18 protein-coding genes are annotated in these 17,779 nt (G+C 41.2%); 7 read left to right on the top strand and 11 right to left on the bottom strand.

Going from position 1 to position 17,779, the window contains the following annotated elements; all coding sequences use genetic code 11:
• Positions 1-74 precede the first annotated feature (74 nt).
• Positions 75-1,184 (bottom strand): prephenate dehydratase, encoded by a 1,110-nt coding sequence (gene pheA / locus F885_RS16745; RefSeq protein ID WP_004653917.1) that lies wholly within the window; start codon positions 1,182-1,184, stop codon positions 75-77.
• 191 nt (positions 1,185-1,375) lie between these two features.
• On the opposite strand from pheA, the gene F885_RS16750 reads away from it, so the two are divergent.
• The gene (locus F885_RS16750; RefSeq protein WP_005313361.1) at positions 1,376-2,311 is read left to right on the top strand and encodes an alpha/beta hydrolase; all 936 of its coding nucleotides are present in this window, start codon (positions 1,376-1,378) and stop codon (positions 2,309-2,311) included.
• 116 nt (positions 2,312-2,427) lie between these two features.
• Positions 2,428-3,051 carry a hypothetical protein gene (locus tag F885_RS16755; RefSeq protein WP_005313358.1) on the top strand — a complete coding sequence of 208 codons (624 nt, stop codon included), beginning with the start codon at positions 2,428-2,430 and terminating at the stop codon, positions 3,049-3,051.
• A 54-nt stretch (positions 3,052-3,105) separates the two neighbouring features.
• On the opposite strand, the gene F885_RS16760 is transcribed toward F885_RS16755, so the two are convergent.
• Positions 3,106-4,251: an acyl-CoA dehydrogenase family protein gene (locus F885_RS16760; protein WP_005313355.1), complete on the bottom strand. Its 1,146-nt coding sequence runs from the start codon at positions 4,249-4,251 to the stop codon at positions 3,106-3,108.
• A gap of 247 nt (positions 4,252-4,498) precedes the next feature.
• On the opposite strand from F885_RS16760, the gene F885_RS16765 reads away from it, so the two are divergent.
• Positions 4,499-5,494 (top strand): glycosyl transferase family protein, encoded by a 996-nt coding sequence (locus F885_RS16765; RefSeq protein ID WP_005313353.1) that lies wholly within the window; start codon positions 4,499-4,501, stop codon positions 5,492-5,494.
• Positions 5,495-5,532: 38 nt separating this feature from the next.
• Here the strand turns inward: F885_RS16765 and F885_RS0120035 are convergent, their stop codons facing one another.
• The 3 genes from F885_RS0120035 to F885_RS16775 form a co-directional block, all read right to left on the bottom strand.
• Entirely contained in the window at positions 5,533-5,940 is a 408-nt protein-coding gene (locus F885_RS0120035) for a hypothetical protein (protein ID WP_032859000.1), read from the bottom strand.
• Between the two features lie 61 nt (positions 5,941-6,001).
• A complete protein-coding gene (locus tag F885_RS16770; protein WP_005313347.1) occupies positions 6,002-6,274 on the bottom strand; it encodes a YeaC family protein in 273 nt (90 codons plus the stop codon).
• Positions 6,271-7,179, bottom strand: coding sequence for an NAD(+) kinase (locus F885_RS16775; protein WP_032858932.1), 909 nt, complete (start codon positions 7,177-7,179; stop codon positions 6,271-6,273). Before F885_RS16775 ends, F885_RS16770 begins: the two co-directional genes overlap by 4 nt.
• A gap of 234 nt (positions 7,180-7,413) precedes the next feature.
• Between F885_RS16775 and mrcB the strand changes: the two genes are divergently transcribed.
• On the top strand, positions 7,414-9,825 hold the full coding sequence (gene mrcB / locus F885_RS16780) for a penicillin-binding protein 1B (protein ID WP_005204288.1): 2,412 nt from the start codon (positions 7,414-7,416) through the stop codon (positions 9,823-9,825).
• Between the two features lie 20 nt (positions 9,826-9,845).
• Positions 9,846-10,403, top strand: a complete 558-nt coding sequence (locus tag F885_RS16785) for a tetratricopeptide repeat protein (protein ID WP_005204291.1) — start codon at positions 9,846-9,848, stop codon at positions 10,401-10,403.
• Positions 10,404-10,405: 2 nt separating this feature from the next.
• Here the strand turns inward: F885_RS16785 and F885_RS16790 are convergent, their stop codons facing one another.
• On the bottom strand, positions 10,406-11,317 hold the full coding sequence (locus F885_RS16790) for an NUDIX domain-containing protein (protein ID WP_005313343.1): 912 nt from the start codon (positions 11,315-11,317) through the stop codon (positions 10,406-10,408).
• Positions 11,318-11,494: 177 nt separating this feature from the next.
• Between F885_RS16790 and hemP the strand changes: the two genes are divergently transcribed.
• Positions 11,495-11,665: a hemin uptake protein HemP gene (hemP, locus tag F885_RS16795; RefSeq protein ID WP_004653932.1), complete on the top strand. Its 171-nt coding sequence runs from the start codon at positions 11,495-11,497 to the stop codon at positions 11,663-11,665.
• Between the two features lie 96 nt (positions 11,666-11,761).
• Here hemP and F885_RS16800 read toward each other — a convergent pair whose 3' ends face one another.
• The 5 genes from F885_RS16800 to tsaA form a co-directional block, all read right to left on the bottom strand.
• Positions 11,762-13,096, bottom strand: coding sequence for a sensor histidine kinase (locus F885_RS16800; protein WP_005313340.1), 1,335 nt, complete (start codon positions 13,094-13,096; stop codon positions 11,762-11,764).
• 4 nt (positions 13,097-13,100) lie between these two features.
• Complete coding sequence (locus F885_RS16805) at positions 13,101-13,760, bottom strand: response regulator transcription factor (RefSeq protein ID WP_005313334.1); 660 nt, start codon at positions 13,758-13,760, stop codon at positions 13,101-13,103.
• A gap of 100 nt (positions 13,761-13,860) precedes the next feature.
• Entirely contained in the window at positions 13,861-14,226 is a 366-nt protein-coding gene (locus F885_RS16810; RefSeq protein ID WP_005313330.1) for a NirD/YgiW/YdeI family stress tolerance protein, read from the bottom strand.
• An 88-nt stretch (positions 14,227-14,314) separates the two neighbouring features.
• Positions 14,315-16,093: a type IV pilus assembly ATPase TfpB gene (locus tag F885_RS16815; RefSeq protein ID WP_032858997.1), complete on the bottom strand. Its 1,779-nt coding sequence runs from the start codon at positions 16,091-16,093 to the stop codon at positions 14,315-14,317.
• Positions 16,094-16,140: 47 nt separating this feature from the next.
• Complete coding sequence (gene tsaA, locus F885_RS16820; RefSeq protein WP_005313323.1) at positions 16,141-16,854, bottom strand: tRNA (N6-threonylcarbamoyladenosine(37)-N6)-methyltransferase TrmO; 714 nt, start codon at positions 16,852-16,854, stop codon at positions 16,141-16,143.
• A 118-nt stretch (positions 16,855-16,972) separates the two neighbouring features.
• Here tsaA and F885_RS16825 point away from each other — a divergent pair, with 118 nt between their 5' ends.
• A complete protein-coding gene (locus F885_RS16825; protein WP_004806522.1) occupies positions 16,973-17,752 on the top strand; it encodes a ferredoxin--NADP reductase in 780 nt (259 codons plus the stop codon).
• Positions 17,753-17,779: the final 27 nt, after the last annotated feature.

Below are 17,779 nucleotides of genomic sequence, written 5' to 3'. Positions count from 1 at the left end.
AAACATATTTGCCTAATGAGACGACATTGATATGGATAGATACCGAAGTCATCTATCCATTCGATAAAACGGGATTATAAAACAGCGATTGGATACGAACCGAGTACACGTAACTCTTTCACCATTGGACGGATTTCTTCCAATGCCGCTGCAACATTTTCCTGACCGATATGTCCTTCCAAATCGATAAAGAACACATAAGCCCATTTCTCAGGCAATGCTGGACGTGTTTCAATACTGGTCAAGCTGATCTGATGCTTGGCAAACGGCGCAAGAATTTCCAATAAAGCACCGGCACGATCATGTGCAGAGATCAATAAAGAGGTTTTATCATTACCGCTTTGAGGAATTTTCTCACGACCAATCACAAGGAAACGTGTGGTATTTTCAGGATTATCTTCAATATTGCTATGTAAAATCTCAAGGTTGTACATGCTTGCCGCAATATCAGATGCAATCGCAGCTGAATGCCATTCGTTACGGATACGGCGTGCCGCTTCCGCATTTGAGTTTAGTGCAACACGCTCTACCCCAGGATAATGTGCATCTAACCACTTACGGCATTGTGCCAAAGTTTGCTGATGCGCATAAATCTGTTTAATGCTGTCTTTGCGCGTATTTTCAGACACAAGGAACTGATGATGAATACGAAGTTCAACTTCACCAATCACATTGACAGTCGATGATTTAAAGCAATCCAATGTATGGTTGACAATCCCTTCTGATGAGTTCTCCACTGGAACCACACCGTAATGTGCACTGCTCGCTTCAACTTCACGGAATACTTCGTCAATGGTTGGTAATGGACGCACAACAGCATCTTTACCAAAATGCTTTAGGACAGCCGAATGGGTATAAGTCCCTTCAGGTCCGAGAAATGCAATGCTTTGTGGTGCTTCAAGCGCCAAACATGCAGACATAATTTCACGGAACAAACGTGCCATGGTTGCATCAGACAAAGGTCCCTGATTACGCTCCATGACTTTACGTAGCACTTGAGCTTCACGTTCTGGGCGATAAAACAGCGGATTCTCTTCGGATGCAAATTTCGCTTTGGCTACCGCTTCTGCAAGCGTCGCACGGCGGTTGAGTAACTCTTGGATTTGTTGATCAACACTATCAATATCGTTACGAATTTGTTCTAAATTAAGTGAATTCGATGTGTTTTGTCCATCGTTTACCATTGAATGCAGCCTCAGCAAAATCATCTATAAGAATGGATTACAATTCATCTGTGAATTGATTATCCGAGCTAGTATAACAACACTTTAAGCTATTAAACACGCTGAGTTTTAACTCTTTTTATTACCGAACTTTATTGATAATGATTTTCATTATATATTGCTAGCAAAATTTCAATGCTTGCGAATAAATTATGTTTAAACCACTTGGTATTTTGACTTTTTCTCTGCTCATAGTAACACCATTGGCTTTTGCTCAACCGACGATCTCGAGTTCAAATAAAGCGCCTCTTAAACCACAAACCAATATTCAACAAAGCTTTGTAATCGCATCCAAATATACAAAACATGATTATTTGATTCAGATCTCTGTTCCTGCTGGTGAAGTCCCAAGTGAAGGTTTTCCAGTTCTGTATGTATTGGATGGCAATGCCGCATTTGATAGTGCTGCCAATATCGCTAAATCAGTGGGTGGTGGTGCCAATCGTTTAGGTTTGAGTCCAGTCGCCATTGTTGCAATCGGCTACCCACAGCAAAACAGTTTTGATGTAGAAAAGCGTGCTTTAGACTATACACCTAAAGCATCGGCTGAATTTCAAAAACAAGCCAAGTACACTTATGGTGGCGCAGACCAATTCATTCAATTTATTGAGAAAGAACTAAAGCCTGCGATTCAAACCAAAATTAAAGTCAATTCACAGCAACAAAGTTTATTTGGACACTCCTTTGGCGGACTGTTTGTTTTACATACTTTCTTTAGCCAACCACAAATGTTCCAACGTTATATTGCTGCCAGCCCTTCACTCTGGTTTGATAATTATGCATTGCTCAATCGGCAGGCAGATTGGTTAAAGAATCAAAATAAAACTCAAGATATCATGCTGATGACCACAGTGGGTACACATGAACATGGTCGAAGTCCAACACCAGACGCTGAATCCTTGCAGAAGCAGAATAACTTCTATCAAAACTTTAATCAGCAACGTTCAAAGCATTTCTTGTTCTGGAATTATCGACATCCTGCTGAACAGCATTTGACTAATATGTATGTCAGCTTACCGAAAGCGATTATGTTGGCGGGTTGTCAGCCACAAAGTTGTTCAAATCTATTTGATGAACCAACACCATAAAGTACTGAATAAACATAGCTAAATTTAAGCGGGCTATTTGTTCCGCTTAAATTTGAACTTTTCTACAGAATAGATTGGTTATACTGCAAGAAGATCTCATAACAACAGTAAATACAATGAATAAGATTTTCGGCTTAGGTTTATTGAGTCTAATCAATATCGGTTTAACGGCATGTGGTGGCTGTCCTATAATTGCAGGTTGCAATGGCACCGATCGCTCGCCTTACTTTATCACTCCAATGAACAGTCAGGCTCGAGGAATTCCTATCCCCCCTCAAACCAAATTGATTTATCAATCACAACACTTTAGACAGACCCATCAGCAAACTCATGCATTAAAAGAACAAAACTTAACAGGCATCGCCTTACCTGAAAATACTGCAATCCTTTGGGGAGGTATGCCCGTTGAGCGGTTTATTCAATATGCCGATCCCGCAATGAAGGGCTTTACGGTTTACCCTGCAAAAGGATTTAAGTCAGAACAATCGGATGCATTCTTAAATTTATGGAAAAGTTGTGAAAGTGATTTAAGCATTTACCTAAAAAACACCAATGATTGGACCTTTAATCCATCTAATATGCAAATACGAGGCTGTGGCCGCTTTCAACAACGCAGTGAATATACGGAAGATATTTTTCGGCAAGATGAAGCCGATGAGTTTCTACGCAAGATCAATCAAACCTTACAGCAATTGCCTAAACAGCAAAACTATCCTGTTCTTCATCAATCGAGCAAATAATGAAAACAAAAACAGCCTGCTCGAAAGCAGGCTGTTTGACGAGATAAATGCGAATTAAGCTTTACCGATAATGCCACGCGCCACGATTTCTTTCATGATTTCGTTGGTTCCGCCATAAATACGTTGAATGCGCGCATCCACAAAGAAGCGTGAAATTGGATATTCAGTCATATAGCCGTAGCCACCAAATAATTGCAGCAAGTTATCAGCCACTTTCATTTGCATATCAGTACTAAAGCTCTTCAAGGCTGCGGCCGTTTCTACATCCAGTTTTCCTTCATTATATAAAGCCACGTTTTGATTATAGAAAGCGGCTGTTGCCAACTCATCAATCTTTGCTTGCGCCAATACAAAACGTGTATTTTGGAATTGTGAAATTGCCTGACCAAAGGCTTGGCGTTCTTTTACATATGCTGTTGCTAAATCAATTGCACCACGGATTGCACCCAATGCAGTTGAAGCAATCGCGGTACGTTCACGCGGAAGCTCCTGCATCAAGTAAGCAAAACCTTGCCCTGCTTGACCCAACAATTGATCTTTCGGTACTTTGACATTATCAAAGAACAGCTCTGAAGTATCTTGTGAATGCAAACCGATTTTGTCGAGGTTAGTGCCCTTTTTAAAGCCCTCTAAATGTGTATCCACTAACATGAGTGACACACCTTTCGCACGTGCTTGTGGATCAGTTTTTACTGCAAGAACCACAAGATCCGCATGCTGACCATTTGAGATAAAGGTTTTTGAGCCATTTAATACATAATGATCATCTTGCAGGATGGCACTGGTACGCATCGCCTGTAAATCTGAGCCAGCACCCGGTTCAGTCATACCAATGGCACCAACTACTTCACCTGATACCATTTTTGGCAACCAATACTGTTTTTGTTCTTCTGTTGCAATGTGTTGGATATACGGTGCTGCAATTTCAGAGTGACATGAAATCGCGGTTGATAATGCACAGTAGCCCGCACGTGCAGACTCTTCAACCAACATCAATGAATAATGGGTTGGCACACCATAACCACCGTATTCTTCTGGGACATCGACACACAAGAATCCATTGTCGCCCAAAGCGTTCCATACAGAACGTGGCATGATGCCTTCACGTTCCCATTGCTCATAATGCGGTGCAATCTGCTCGCTCATAAAGCGTTTAAAGTTATCGCGGAAGAGTTCCAAATCTGAATCGTAAGCTAACATCATTATTTCCTTTCGCTTTCATTGTTCTTAAAAATTTGTTCGCAGCCATGCTAATAACTTTTAGATGGGATGTCATGTCCCGTTTACATCAAATCACTAGACTGATTCGGTCAATAATTTTGTTTGCATCGTCTATCTTTAGACAACAGTTGCTTATTGATTAAACAGCTTGTTGGTTTTTTTATGCTACACAGCTCAGTTTTATGTCATATTCATTTTATTCTTTGTGACAACCTTCAATACGACCATGAACACAAAACGTAATATCTATAAAACCGCTGAACATCCTTTTGCTCAATATGTGCGTATTTTAGGTAAAGGCAAAACAGGTTCCCGTTCACTTAGTTATGAAGAAGCCTATCAAGCCTTTAGCATGATTTTAAAAGATGAAGTCTTGGATGTGCAGTTGGGTGCATTCTTAATGCTACTCCGTGTTAAAGAAGAATCTGTCGATGAACTGGCAGGATTTGTCCAAGCTACGCGTGATCAACTCAACTTTCAGCCACTTGATGTCGATCTTGACTGGTCTTCTTATGCAGGCAAGCGTAAGCACTATCCATGGTTCTTATTGGCAGCACTGACTTTAGCACATCATGGTTACAAGATTGTGATGCATGGTGCATCAGGTCATACCATTAACCGCGTTTATACCGAACAAGTTTTACAATATTTAGGCTATTCAATTTGTCAAAATCAACAGGAGGTTCGTGAGCAACTGCAACAACACAACTTTGCCTACCTTCCTCTTGAAGCCATCTCGCCAATTCTAAGTGAATTGATCTCGCTAAGAAATGTGATGGGACTCCGCTCTCCAATTCACACCTTGGCACGCTTGATTAATCCATTTAATGCCAAAGCAACCTTACAAGCGATCTTCCACCCTGCTTATCGAACCTCACATCAACAAACGGCGTTCCGCTTGGGTTATCAAAACAGTGCAGTGATTAAAGGTGAAGGTGGTGAGTTTGAACGTAATCCTGATGCCAAAACGTTAATTTGTGGCATTAAAAATGGTGAATTGTACGAACACGAACTACCAAAGTTAACCCCTGACCGTAGTCCGATTGAAGAAGAGCTTGATTTAGCTGTGTTTAAAGCGGTTTGGTTGGGCGAACATACGCATGAATATGGCGAATTGGCAATCGTCGAAACGATGGGAATCGCGTTGTATACCATGGGTGTAGTCAATAGCTATGATGATGCAATGGAAAAAGCGAAAGAATTGTGGAAGAGTCGTTTCTGATTATACGAATGACCAGGTTATATCGGATAGCCTTGGTTTTAAGTTTCAATATAATAAAAATCTGGCCAAAACGGATATTCCCGACCTGAAGAATGAATATTTCTTAGCTTCAGGTGATCACCTATTTTGATTGTAATCTTGTTAGGATCGTAAGGACCCGAAAGATAAGCATCTCGTTGTTGACCTATAAGTGCCTTACAATATGCATGATGCGCTTTGACCTTTTGGGAGCTTCGTATTGATTGCGACTCCATCACCTGAATCCCAATCAATAACATGGGATAACCATCGTTCTTTATACTTGTATATTCGGTTTGGGGAGAAGTGTATTTCTGGTTGGCAACGACCTTCACCTTGAGTAAACATTCAATGGGTTGTTTAGCCAATACAGCATCACTAAAAAATATAAGAGATAATAGTGCATAAACAGATTTTAAATGTTTCATAAGATTCTTTATTATATTTTGTAAACATAAAAAAAGCCCAGTAATCACTGAGCTTCTTAAATTAAACAAAACGAATCGGTTTGAATTCTGGTTCGTTGTGATGGTGGTCATCATCACACTCCTCACCGTCTTCTTTAGTACCGCGATCGATATAACCGCTACGCTGCTCTTTTGGTAAATGTTCCATTTCCCATGCATACACCGCCTGCATACAGATTTCACGCTGTTCTTTGGTTAATGCAATACCATTTGGCCATTTACCAATTTCAACAGCAGTACGAAGACGCTCAACAATTTCAGGATTTAAAATAGCGAGCATTTGTTCAATATTCATGAGTCATCCTGTTGAAAAGATTCAAAATCTTGATTCCACCCCAATTTGGTACGACATGCCATATAGAAGTCATAACCAGGTGGATGTAATAAGCTTAGTTTAAACGGATGTTTGCGAATATGCACCGTGTCACCGACATTTAATGCAACACTATGTTGACCATCGGCACTGACCATCGGCAAAACACGGTTTTCACGAATGGTAATTTTAACTTCACTGTGACCACCCACCACGATCGGTCGTGACGACAACGTATGTGGATGCATCGGCACTAAGGCGATCGCATCCATACTCGGATGTAAGATTGGCCCGCCACCTGACAGTGAATATGCGGTTGAACCTGTTGGCGTTGAAACAATCAAGCCATCACTGTGCTGACGATAGACATATTGTCCATCAATATTCAGTTCAAAATCGATCATATGAACCGATTTCCCAGAGTGTAAAACCACATCATTCAATGCAATTGCATCATAAATCGTTTCACCATTGGTACGAACTTCCATTTCCAACAAGAAACGGCGATCTAGCTGAAATTGACCTTGTAGCACCTGATCAAGTTTAAATATCGCTTCTGCTGGCTTAATATCTGTTAAAAAGCCCAGTCGACCGCGGTTAATTCCAATTACAGGCGTATTATGTCGAACCAATGCACGTGCAGCATGTAAAAGTGAACCATCACCCCCTACAACTACAACTAAATCAACCACTTCCCCAAGTAAATTTCGGCTCACTGTCTGCCCATAACTATAAGGCACCAGTTTGGCTGTTTCCTGATCAAAAACGGGGTTTAAACCTAAAGTGATCAAATGATCATGAATTAAACATAACGTTTCTACTACAGAATACTTGTCTGGTCGTCCAATTAGACCAATATTTCGAAAGGATTTATGTGAAATTTGCACGAATAATTTAGCTCCGTCGCGATTACTGACTATCATATCATTAACAACCAATGTTGCGTTGATGATTGATTAAAAAGTATAAAAATGTCTATCCGTTGTTTTTTTATACGTTTAATGTCAACGCATTCTTAAAGTTTTTATTGCATGTTGCTATTTATTCACAGTTTTATGATTGCAAAATGACAATAAGCTATCGCATCATTACCGACATTGTTTTGGTTTTAACGCAAATCTATGAAGTTTGAACGTGGTATTGGTTTTCTAGCACTCATTTTCTCAATGTTAGTGATAGGTGTCTTTGTTGCTTTTAGTATCTATCTGATCCGCTTGGATAATATTATTCGTGACAAGTTTGAAGGTCAGCGTTGGGACATCCCTGCCAAGGTGTTTGCTCGCCCATTAGAAATCTATTCTAGTGCACCGATTACTCAAGAGAATTTTACCCAAGAGTTAAAATTACTGGGTTACAAAAACACAGCGAATTATGACAAGTCTGGTAGCTATGTAGTACAAGGCAACCAGATGTATGTACATACCCGCGGTTTTGACTATGGCGATAGTAATGAACCTGAGCAAGTGCTAGAACTTGCTTTCGCTGATGGTCAGGTGAGTGAAATCCGTTCAACCAAACCTTCGAGTACAGGTGTCGCTCGTTTAGAGCCTTTATTGATTGGTGGAATCTATCCACAGCACAATGAAGACCGCGTTCTAATCAAACTAAATAAAGTGCCAAAAACTCTGATTGAAGCACTAATTTCAACAGAAGATCGTAATTTCTATCATCATCATGGTATTTCGATCCGTGGTACAGCACGTGCCTTGGTCAGTAATGCCACAGGTGGTCGCCGTCAAGGTGGTTCAACTTTAACGCAGCAGTTGGTCAAGAATTTCTATCTATCACCAGAGAAAACGCTGAAACGTAAAGTCAATGAAGCATTGATGGCTATATTGATTGAATTACATTACAGCAAAGATGAGATTCTTGAAGCCTATTTAAATGAAGTGAATTTAGGCCAAAATGGTAGCTATTCGATTAATGGCTATGGTCTAGCATCACAGTTTTATTTTGGCTTACCTCTACGTGAGCTGAATATCTCACAGCAAGCCTACTTGGTTGGTCTGGTTCAAGGCCCTTCTTTATATAATCCTTGGCGTAATCCTGAATCTGCGAAAAAGCGCCGTGATGTTGTGTTAAACAACATGAAAGTGATGGGCTATTTAACAGAAGCTGAATACCAAGATGAAATTGCACGTCCATTAAACGTGGTGAGTAAACCAACTTTAGGTCCTGCAAAATTCCCAGATTTCTTGGATATTGTGCGTCGTCAACTTCGTACTGAATACCAAGAAAGTGATATTACCAATCAAGGCTTAAGAATCTTTACCACACTTGATCCAATTGCACAGACCCAAGTCCAAAATGCATTTAAGAGCACTGTCGATCGTTTAGCCAAAGCCAACCCTGCCCGTTTGAAAAACTTACAAGGTGCAGTATTGGTTGCTCATCCTGAAAATGGTGAATTGGTTGCAGCTGTGGGTTCCACTCAAGACTTTACAGGCTTTAACCGTGCCTTAGATGCTAAGCGCCAAGTGGGTTCATTACTCAAACCAATTATTTATTTAAATGCAATCGAATCTGGGCGTTATACATGGGCAAGCCCAATTGAAGACAGTGCAGTCAATATTCCGATTGATGGTGATAAGAGCTGGACACCGAAGAACTACAGTGGTGGTGAACATGGTGTTGTGCCAATGCAACAAGCATTAGCAAATTCATACAACCTTTCTACTGTACGCTTAGCCAATGAATTTGGTTTATCTGCATTCAGCAATAAGCTCAAACAGTTCGGGGTAAGTTCTGATATCCCTGCCTACCCTTCGATTTACCTTGGTGCTGTAAATATGTCACCAATGGAAGTATTGAGCATTTACGGTAATTTTGCGACAGGTGGCTTTAAATACCCACCACGTTCAATTCGTACCGTAGTCGATGCCAAAGGCCATTTACTGGAACGTTATGGCTTGAATGTACAACAAACCATCGACCCAGCAGCTGCATACATTATTAACTATGGTTTACAGCAAGTGATGCGTTCTGGTACGGGTCGTTCTGCATATAACAGCCTACCAGAATCACTGAATTTAGCAGGTAAATCTGGAACTACAAATGACACCAGAGACTCATGGTTCGCAGGTTATTCTGGCAATCATGTTGCAGTTGTCTGGTTAGGTCTGGATGACAATAAAGTCACTGGCTTAACCGGTTCATCAGGTGCATTGCCTGTGTGGATCAATGTGATGAAACAGCTCCGTCAAGAACCTGTCAATCTGCGCCAAACCGATAATGTTCAATGGCAATGGATTGATAGTGCCAGCGGTGATTTATCTGCTCAAGGCTGTGATGGTGCGATGTATATTCCATTACTGCGTCAGACCGTACCACGTCGTGCAACCTTATGCGGTCAATCTCACTACGAAGTAGAACCAACTTATATTCCGAACGATGCAACACCTACAGATGATCATAATGACGGTATAAGCAACTATATTCGCGAAAGTGAAACTCAAATGGATACAGATTTATCCAATCACACTCCAACACGCGTTATTTCTAGCGGCAGCTATAACGGTAACAGTGACAATTAAGTTTACAAGGATGATTGGACATGATGAATAAAACCACGGTTCTACTTGGTGTGCTGCTACTCGCAGGTTGTACAACTGCACCAGAGAAAACTACCAAACCTGCAAATCAGCCACCAACGAGTAGCTCGCAAAAGAAGAAGGTCACCCAACCTTCTTCTGGTGTAAAAATTACACCTTATGAACAGAAAGAAATTAAACGTCAAAGTGTTCCCGTTGTTGTTCCGCAACAAAAGGTTCAGCAGAAGTTTAATGATGGTAGCCAGTTGCCTGCATTTAAGACTTTAATGCAGAAAACACAAGTGGCTTATAAGCAGCAACAACTTGCTGAAGCTGAACGTTATGCCCTACAAGCACAACGCATTGCACCACAAGCAACGGAAACTTATTTGTATTTGGCCATGATTGCCGATCAGCGCAAAGAATATGCCAATGCCGAAGCATTGGCACGTCGTGGCTTAAGTTATGCGCAAAGTAACGCTATGAAGAAACAGCTTTGGTTTATCATCCTGAAAGCGAGCGAAGCACGCGGTCATACCATTAAGGCCCAAGAAGCACGTAGAACCATTCAGACACTTTAAGCTTAATCAATTGAACTAAACTGTCGAATTCCAGCAAGCCCATAAGCATGATGTTTTTGGGCTTGTTCTAAATCTGCCGGTGCAAGCCCACCTAAAGCAAATACAGGAATATCACTATTCTGTGCCAATTCCTGAAAACGATCCCACCCCAATACTTTCGTTTCTGGATGCGTCTCTGTGGCATGTACAGGACTCAAAAGCACGGCATCACACCCAATCTGCTGAGCGTGTTGTAAAGACACGGCATCGTGACAAGCAGCAATAAAGCGCTTCCCTACAATCAAACCACCTTTGCTTAAACTCATCAGCTGCGATTGCTTTAAATGAATGGTCTGTATCTTGTTTTGCAGCTCTACATTCAATTTTTGCCACAGATCAAGATTGATAATGAGTTTTCTCAATTGATCAACCTTCAAAGCGTCAAGCTGTTGCTCAATTTGCTGAATATCATCCGTTTGTATACGCCAATACAATAGCACCTGTTGTTGAGGCAAAGCGTCGATTTGATCACTAATCTTAATCAGATGTGGCCAACTCAAACGTTGCAGAATTGCGGCATTTGCTTTCGGGAAATTGAGATCAATCAATTGATCACGGTTATACCAAGCCCATGGTTGATGAATAAGATTAAGTAACTCATCAGGTACATAAGCATGGAATAAGTGTAAATTGACAATGATGTCTTCATATTCATGTCGGATCACATCAAAAGCATGCCACTCTTTTAAACCAATGCCAACTTCTTCATAAATTTCTCGACGACAAGCCTGCTCAGGGCTTTCCCCTGGTTCGACTTTTCCGCCAGGAAATTCATGTTTGTTACCCTGATGTTGGTTTGCTTGTCGCCAACCCACTAAAACTTTAGTTTTGTGTAATAAAATTGCGATCGCAACATCAACTGTAGCCTTTGTCATAACCGTTTAAAATCTCTCATCTTTTCAGATTCATTCTAAGGAATTCCACGCGGCATTCCCATGTCAAAAAATAAAATTAATAGATGATTTTGTAAATTCTTAAAATTTCCGTTGACAGGTCTATTCGATAATGATTATCATTTAAAACATTAAAAAACACACCACGGAGCATAACAAATGAACGCACCATTCAGCCTATTTACTCGTAGTACCGATGCAGCTCAATCATTGCCAATGTTGCATTCAAACAACCTTTTTGCCTTAGGTCGCGAAATCCGCATCATGCATGCTGGTGAGGAATATCGCTTACGTTTAACCCGTAATAATCGCCTGATTTTAACGAAGTAATATAATAATAATCGGACAATAACAAAAAACGTGGGAATAGCAGTATGTCAGCGCATACTGCTTTTTTAATGCGTTTGATCTCAACCCCAACCCAACTTAACGTTTAAGCAGGATGCTGACCTTCAGACCACCATATTGGGACTGTTCAAACTGAATTTTACCTTGATGTAACTCGACAATTTTGCTGCAAATCGATAAACCCAAACCAGAGCCTTGTGTTTTGCTTCCCAAAGCCCGATAAAAACGTTCACCCAAACGTGCTAAATTTTCTGTATCCATCCCTTGGCCTTCATTTTCTACAATCAAAGCCAAATATTGCTGCTGTTGCTGTAAAGAGATATAGACTTGTCCATGTTCTGGCGTGTATCGAATGGCATTGTCCACAAGGTTTCGAACACAGGTAAAGATCAACTGCTGATTGGCAAGAATCTGCCCCTGCAGATCTGCTGCAGCCTGCCAATGCAATTGAATATGCTTTTCCTTGGCAAATAAGTGAAGTGCCTGTATTGCCTCTTCAACACTCTCCTGCATCGAAAGATAAGTCTTGGGCAAATTATCCGTGTGCTCTGGGTCTAAACGTGCCAATAACAATAAATTCTCTAAAATTTGAATACCTCGACTCACATCCTGCTGCATTTGGCTAAAGTCAACTGCGCGTTCTGGATATTTACGCTGCAATAACTGCAAACGCATCTGAATCGCAGACAAAGGAGAACGTAACTCATGCGAGGCATCCGCGGTAAAACGTTGTTCAGACTGTAGGGACTGGTCTAAGCGCTGTAATAAGCGATTAAGCTGACCCAACATCGGTTGTAGTTCTTTTAACTCCACCTCACCCGCTTGAACAGGACTAAGATCATCCGCATTCTTGGCCGAGATTTGCTTTGATAATTGATGAATTACGTTAAATTGGCGCTTGATCAGAAAATGCAGCATGATCCACTGCATTAACCACACCAACATTAAGACCAGCGCATATCCCACAAAGTTATGCAGCAAATCTTGGAAACGTTCTTCCAAAGGTTGCAATATCAACACTTGCATATGCGAATTTTCATCTTCACCCGCATAACTTCGCCATAACTGACCTTTCTGCCAAATCAAACCGTAGTCGCCATGTGCTGCATCAATCAAGCTGTAATACTGTTGGTCGAGTTGAAAGTCTTCTGACTGGGTGAGTACTTGCTGTTGATTGCTTAAGCGATATTGAATATCAAACTGATCACTGAGCTCATCAATTTGCTGCCCAGAGGGGGTAGTTAAATCCGCGATAAGCAGCATATCTGAAATCTCATCCATGATTTCGTCTTGTACTTGCATGGTTTGGTAAGCAGAAATGATCGCGAATAAAAGCAGTGCCACACATCCTGCAACGACGGAGCTGATTAAAGAGGTTTTAACCAGTTTGCTTTGTAAAGACACCACTTTCATGCTGTTATTCCTGATGCATGCGATAGCCTAAACCACGAATGGTTTTAATATATTGCCCGCCAATTTTCTTCCGAATCTGATAAATAAACACTTCAATGGCATTACTTTCAATTTCATCCCCCCATGCATATAAGGATTCTTCCAATTGTTCCCGTGTCAAAATATGATCGGGCTTTTGCATGAGTTTATGCAAAATCTGAAATTCCTTTGCGGTCAGATTAATGGCCTGTCCTGCTTTGCTCAGTGTTTTGGCTTGTGGGTCTAGCTGTAAATCGGAAAAATTTAGATACAGCCCTGCTTGGGCTTGATGCTGGCGTAATTGTGAACGGACCCGTGCCGATAATTCCTCTAAATTAAATGGCTTCACCAAATAATCATTAGCACCAAGGTCTAAACCTTCGACCCGATCATGAATATGATCTTTGGCCGTAATAAAAATAACCGGAGTTTTGCTGTCCTGACGGCGAATCGCTTTCAGAATGTCATCCCCTGTGGCCTGTGGTAAGCCCCGATCCAGTAAGATGCAATCATATTGATGCTGTTCGACCGCCAAGATGGCATGATCACCACGTTCAACCCAATCAATACTATAACCATCCATCTCTAACCAGTCTTTAATACTCTCTGCCTGAGAGGCATCATCTTCAGCCAATAAAATTCGCATAAAATAATCCTCTCTCTTGATCTATAACATTTTTATGAGAATAAAGCATAAGCAAAAAACCACATGATTGTCATGTGGTCTTTTGGGATGATCCGATTGCTTAGAATTGAACTTGATCTACATCAACCTCAACACGCTTGGCAGGTTTATAATCAATATCAATTTCACCAATCAATGTCACAGGTGTTTTTGCCGATACAGCTTTACCTTGCCATAAGTCATCATCAATATCGACGGTGATTGAGCCTGTTTGATCGCTAAACTGATATTTCTCATCACCTGTTGCTTTCACCACATAACCTTTTAATTGCACTGGTGTGTCATCTTTCATCGTCAATGCTTGCTTAACGGTAGTGATTTGAGTTGGTGCCAGCGCCTGCTGATTCACTGCACCTGTATTTGCAACTGCAAAAGTTGTCACACCAACCAAACCCGTAATCACTGCAACTTTAGAAAAAACGTTCATCTTGATACCCTCATTGTGGCTTCTTCGTTTCGATGTAGGCATTAAAACAAATGAAGATGAGGTGAATCTGAAGATTCAAATTTTCTGTTTAACTCAGAGGCACCACGCGTAAAACTTCTTCCAAAGTGGTTACCCCTTCAAGGACTTTACGTGCCCCTGCAATACGCAAGGGCTCAATCCCTTCTTTTTTGGCCTGTGCTCTTAAATCATTGAGTGTGCAATTTGCACTGATCAACGACTTTGACTCCAAACTCACTGGCATGAATTCATAAATGCCAACGCGGCCTTTATAACCGGTCTGACGACACACCTCGCATCCTACAGCCTTATACATTGTAGTCGGCATATCCATCATATAGTCAAAAGTGAGATGTTCCCATTCTTGCTCATTGATGGCGGTTTGCTGTTTGCAATGCGGACAAAGACGACGCACCAAACGTTGTGCTAATACCCCTAAAATTGTTGCTGCGGTAAGGAACGGTTGGATTCCAAGATCATGTAAACGCGTCAAACTCGACGGCGCATCGTTGGTATGTAAAGTAGAAAGCACCAAATGCCCTGTTAATGCCGCTTGTATCGCCATATTTGCAGTATCGTGATCACGAATCTCACCGACCATGATAATGTCAGGGTCTTGACGCATTAAGGCACGAACCCCATCTGCAAAGCCTAATTCAATGTTTGGATTGACCTGCATTTGGTTAAAACTTGGTTCCAGCATTTCAATCGGATCTTCAATGGTACAAACATTGACCTGTTCGGTTGCCAGTTGTTTTAACGATGAATACAGTGTGGTGGTTTTACCTGAACCTGTTGGGCCTGTTACCAAAATGATGCCATGACTATGTTGTGTCAGTTGCTGCCAGCTCTGCAACAAATGCCCTTCAAAACCCAATTGCTGGAAACTACGGACCAACACTTCTGGGTCAAAGATACGCATCACCAACTTTTCGCCAAAGGCGGTCGGTAAGGTAGAAAGACGCAATTCTGTTTCTTGCCCTTTCGGTGTACGCGTTTTTAAGCGCCCATCTTGCGGTTTTCGCTTCTCAGCCACATTCATACGACCCAAGATTTTAATACGCGAAATCACTGCAGTGAGTGTATTGGCAGGCATGTTATAGATCGTGTGCAAGACGCCATCAATACGGAAACGCACCTTGCCTTTATCTTTCCTTGGCTCTAAATGGATATCACTGGCGCCTTGCTCGAATGCGAATTGCAGCACCCAATCCACCAGCTTCACAATATGCTGATCATTGGCATCTGGGTTTTGGGTATCGCCCAATTGTAATAATGCCTCAACACCTTTATTTTCCCGATCATAAATACTGGCATTTTGCGATGAACTGACCGCCCGACTGACTTGATAATATTCAACCAGATAACGTTGCAGTTGTTCTGGATTGAGCAGCACTTTCTCAATTTTCTTTGGTGCTAAACTCCGCTCCAAGTTGGTGAGCCATTCAGTGGTAAAGGGTTGATCTGTTCCAATGAGAATCCGATCCGCATGCACTTCCACCGCTAAAATATGGTTTCTTACCGCAAATTCTTGTGACATCACACTGGTTAAAGCAGCTACATCGGCTTTCAGTGGGTCAATCACAAAGAGAGGAACATCTGCTTTTTCAGCCAGCCACTGGCACAAACGATTGAGTGCTAGCGTAGAACCCAGATTAAGTTGATCTTTTAAATTAAAATTGGCAATCCACTGTAACGGATGCCATTTCAACTGATCTTTTTGACGATGCGTGGTTTGGATGAGTAACTTATCCCGTTCAGTTATACGACCATCTTTCAGTAGTTGCTCTAAACACCACGTCACGTCAATCGTAAACGAAAAGTTTGCAAATTTTGCCTGTGCTTGTATCACCGTCAGTTCCCCAAATATATGACTCAATTATTTTTTTAAAGTTTTTAGCTTTGCTCTACAGTGACAACTGTGACACTCCGATCATCCACTGTAAAACGAATATTCAATTCTGAAAAACACATACCATAGACCCGTTCCGCATCATCTTGATACGCAGGCCGTGGATCTAAAGATAACACTTGTTCCAATTCATCGAATATCTTTTTATCCAAAATCCTCTGCTTTAATAACTGTTGCTGTTGTGACTGTGCAGTTTCCGTCCAAAGCACTGTTTTACGGATTGGCTCTTCTTGCGCATAACCACTCTGTGAATCTGCAATCGCATCCGAATATTGGATATACGGTTTGATGTCTAAGATCGGTGTACCATGCAGTAGATCACTGCCCATAACATACAGGCGAACTGACTTAGCCTGCTTTTCAACACGTAAAAAACGTACCACAGACAAGCCCATTGGGGATGGACGATACATACTACGCGTGGCAAAAACACCTATTTTTTGATTACCACCGAGTCGTGGCGGCCGCACTTGTGGACGAAATTTAGACATTTGATTCAAAGAGTTATCTTGATTTTTGTTTTCATGGAACTGCCATAACAGCCACAAATGACTAAAATCTTCGATACCTTCAAAAGCCAGAATATCGTTATAAGGCTCCGCCATCTCTATATAGGACTCGACTTGTACGAGATTTGGCTGTCGTGGAATACCAAACTTCTCACGATAAGGCGAATGCATATGGCCAATGATCGGCATGACTACTGAGTTGCTCATCACTTTTTCTTATAAACACAATTAAATATATTCAGTTTATCGAGAATGATTTTAGATTAGAATAGCCATCTGTTTCTTTTAACTGTGATCGAGACCTTTAATGGCTGCTTTTAACGTTGAACGCATTACTCATGTTCACCACTGGAATGACACGCTTTTCAGTTTTAAAACTACACGCGACACCAGCTTACGTTTTAAAAATGGTCAGTTTGTGATGATCGGCCTTGAAGTGAATGGTAAGCCTTTAATGCGTGCTTATTCGATCGCGAGTGCGAATTATGAAGAAGAACTCGAATTCTTCTCTATTAAAGTACAAGACGGTCCATTAACTTCTATCTTACAAAAAGTACAAGTGGGCGACGAGATCCTGATTTCTAAAAAGCCTACAGGCACTTTAGTACACGACGATTTATTACCAGGTAAAAATTTATACCTTTTATCTTCTGGTACTGGCCTTGCTCCATTCCTTTCCCTGCTTCGTGATCCTGAAACTTACGAAAAGTTTGAAAAAGTAATTATGGTTCACGGTACACGTTATGTATCCGAACTTGCTTACCAAGATCTAATCTTAAATGAACTACCAAACCACGAGTTCTTTGAAGAATTAGGGATTAAAGACAAATTGGTATATTACCCAACGGTGACACGTGAACCGTTCCATACTCAAGGTCGTGTAACGACTGCAATTGAATCTGGCGAACTATTTGAAAAAATAGGTTTACCACGTTTTAACCGTGAAACTGACCGTGCCATGTTGTGTGGTAGCCCTGCCTTCCTTAAAGATGTTGCAGCACTGCTTGATGAACATGGTTTAGTTGAATCACCACGCATGGGCGTGATGGGTGATTATGTCATCGAACGTGCATTTGTTGAAAAATAAATTTCAATCAATAATCTAGAAAACCGA

The organism is Acinetobacter higginsii, assembly GCF_000369845.1.
In the GTDB taxonomy this organism is placed as follows: domain Bacteria; phylum Pseudomonadota; class Gammaproteobacteria; order Pseudomonadales; family Moraxellaceae; genus Acinetobacter; species Acinetobacter higginsii.
Note: the sequence above shows the minus strand (reverse complement) of the source record. Positions and strands in the feature narration are given on the sequence as shown.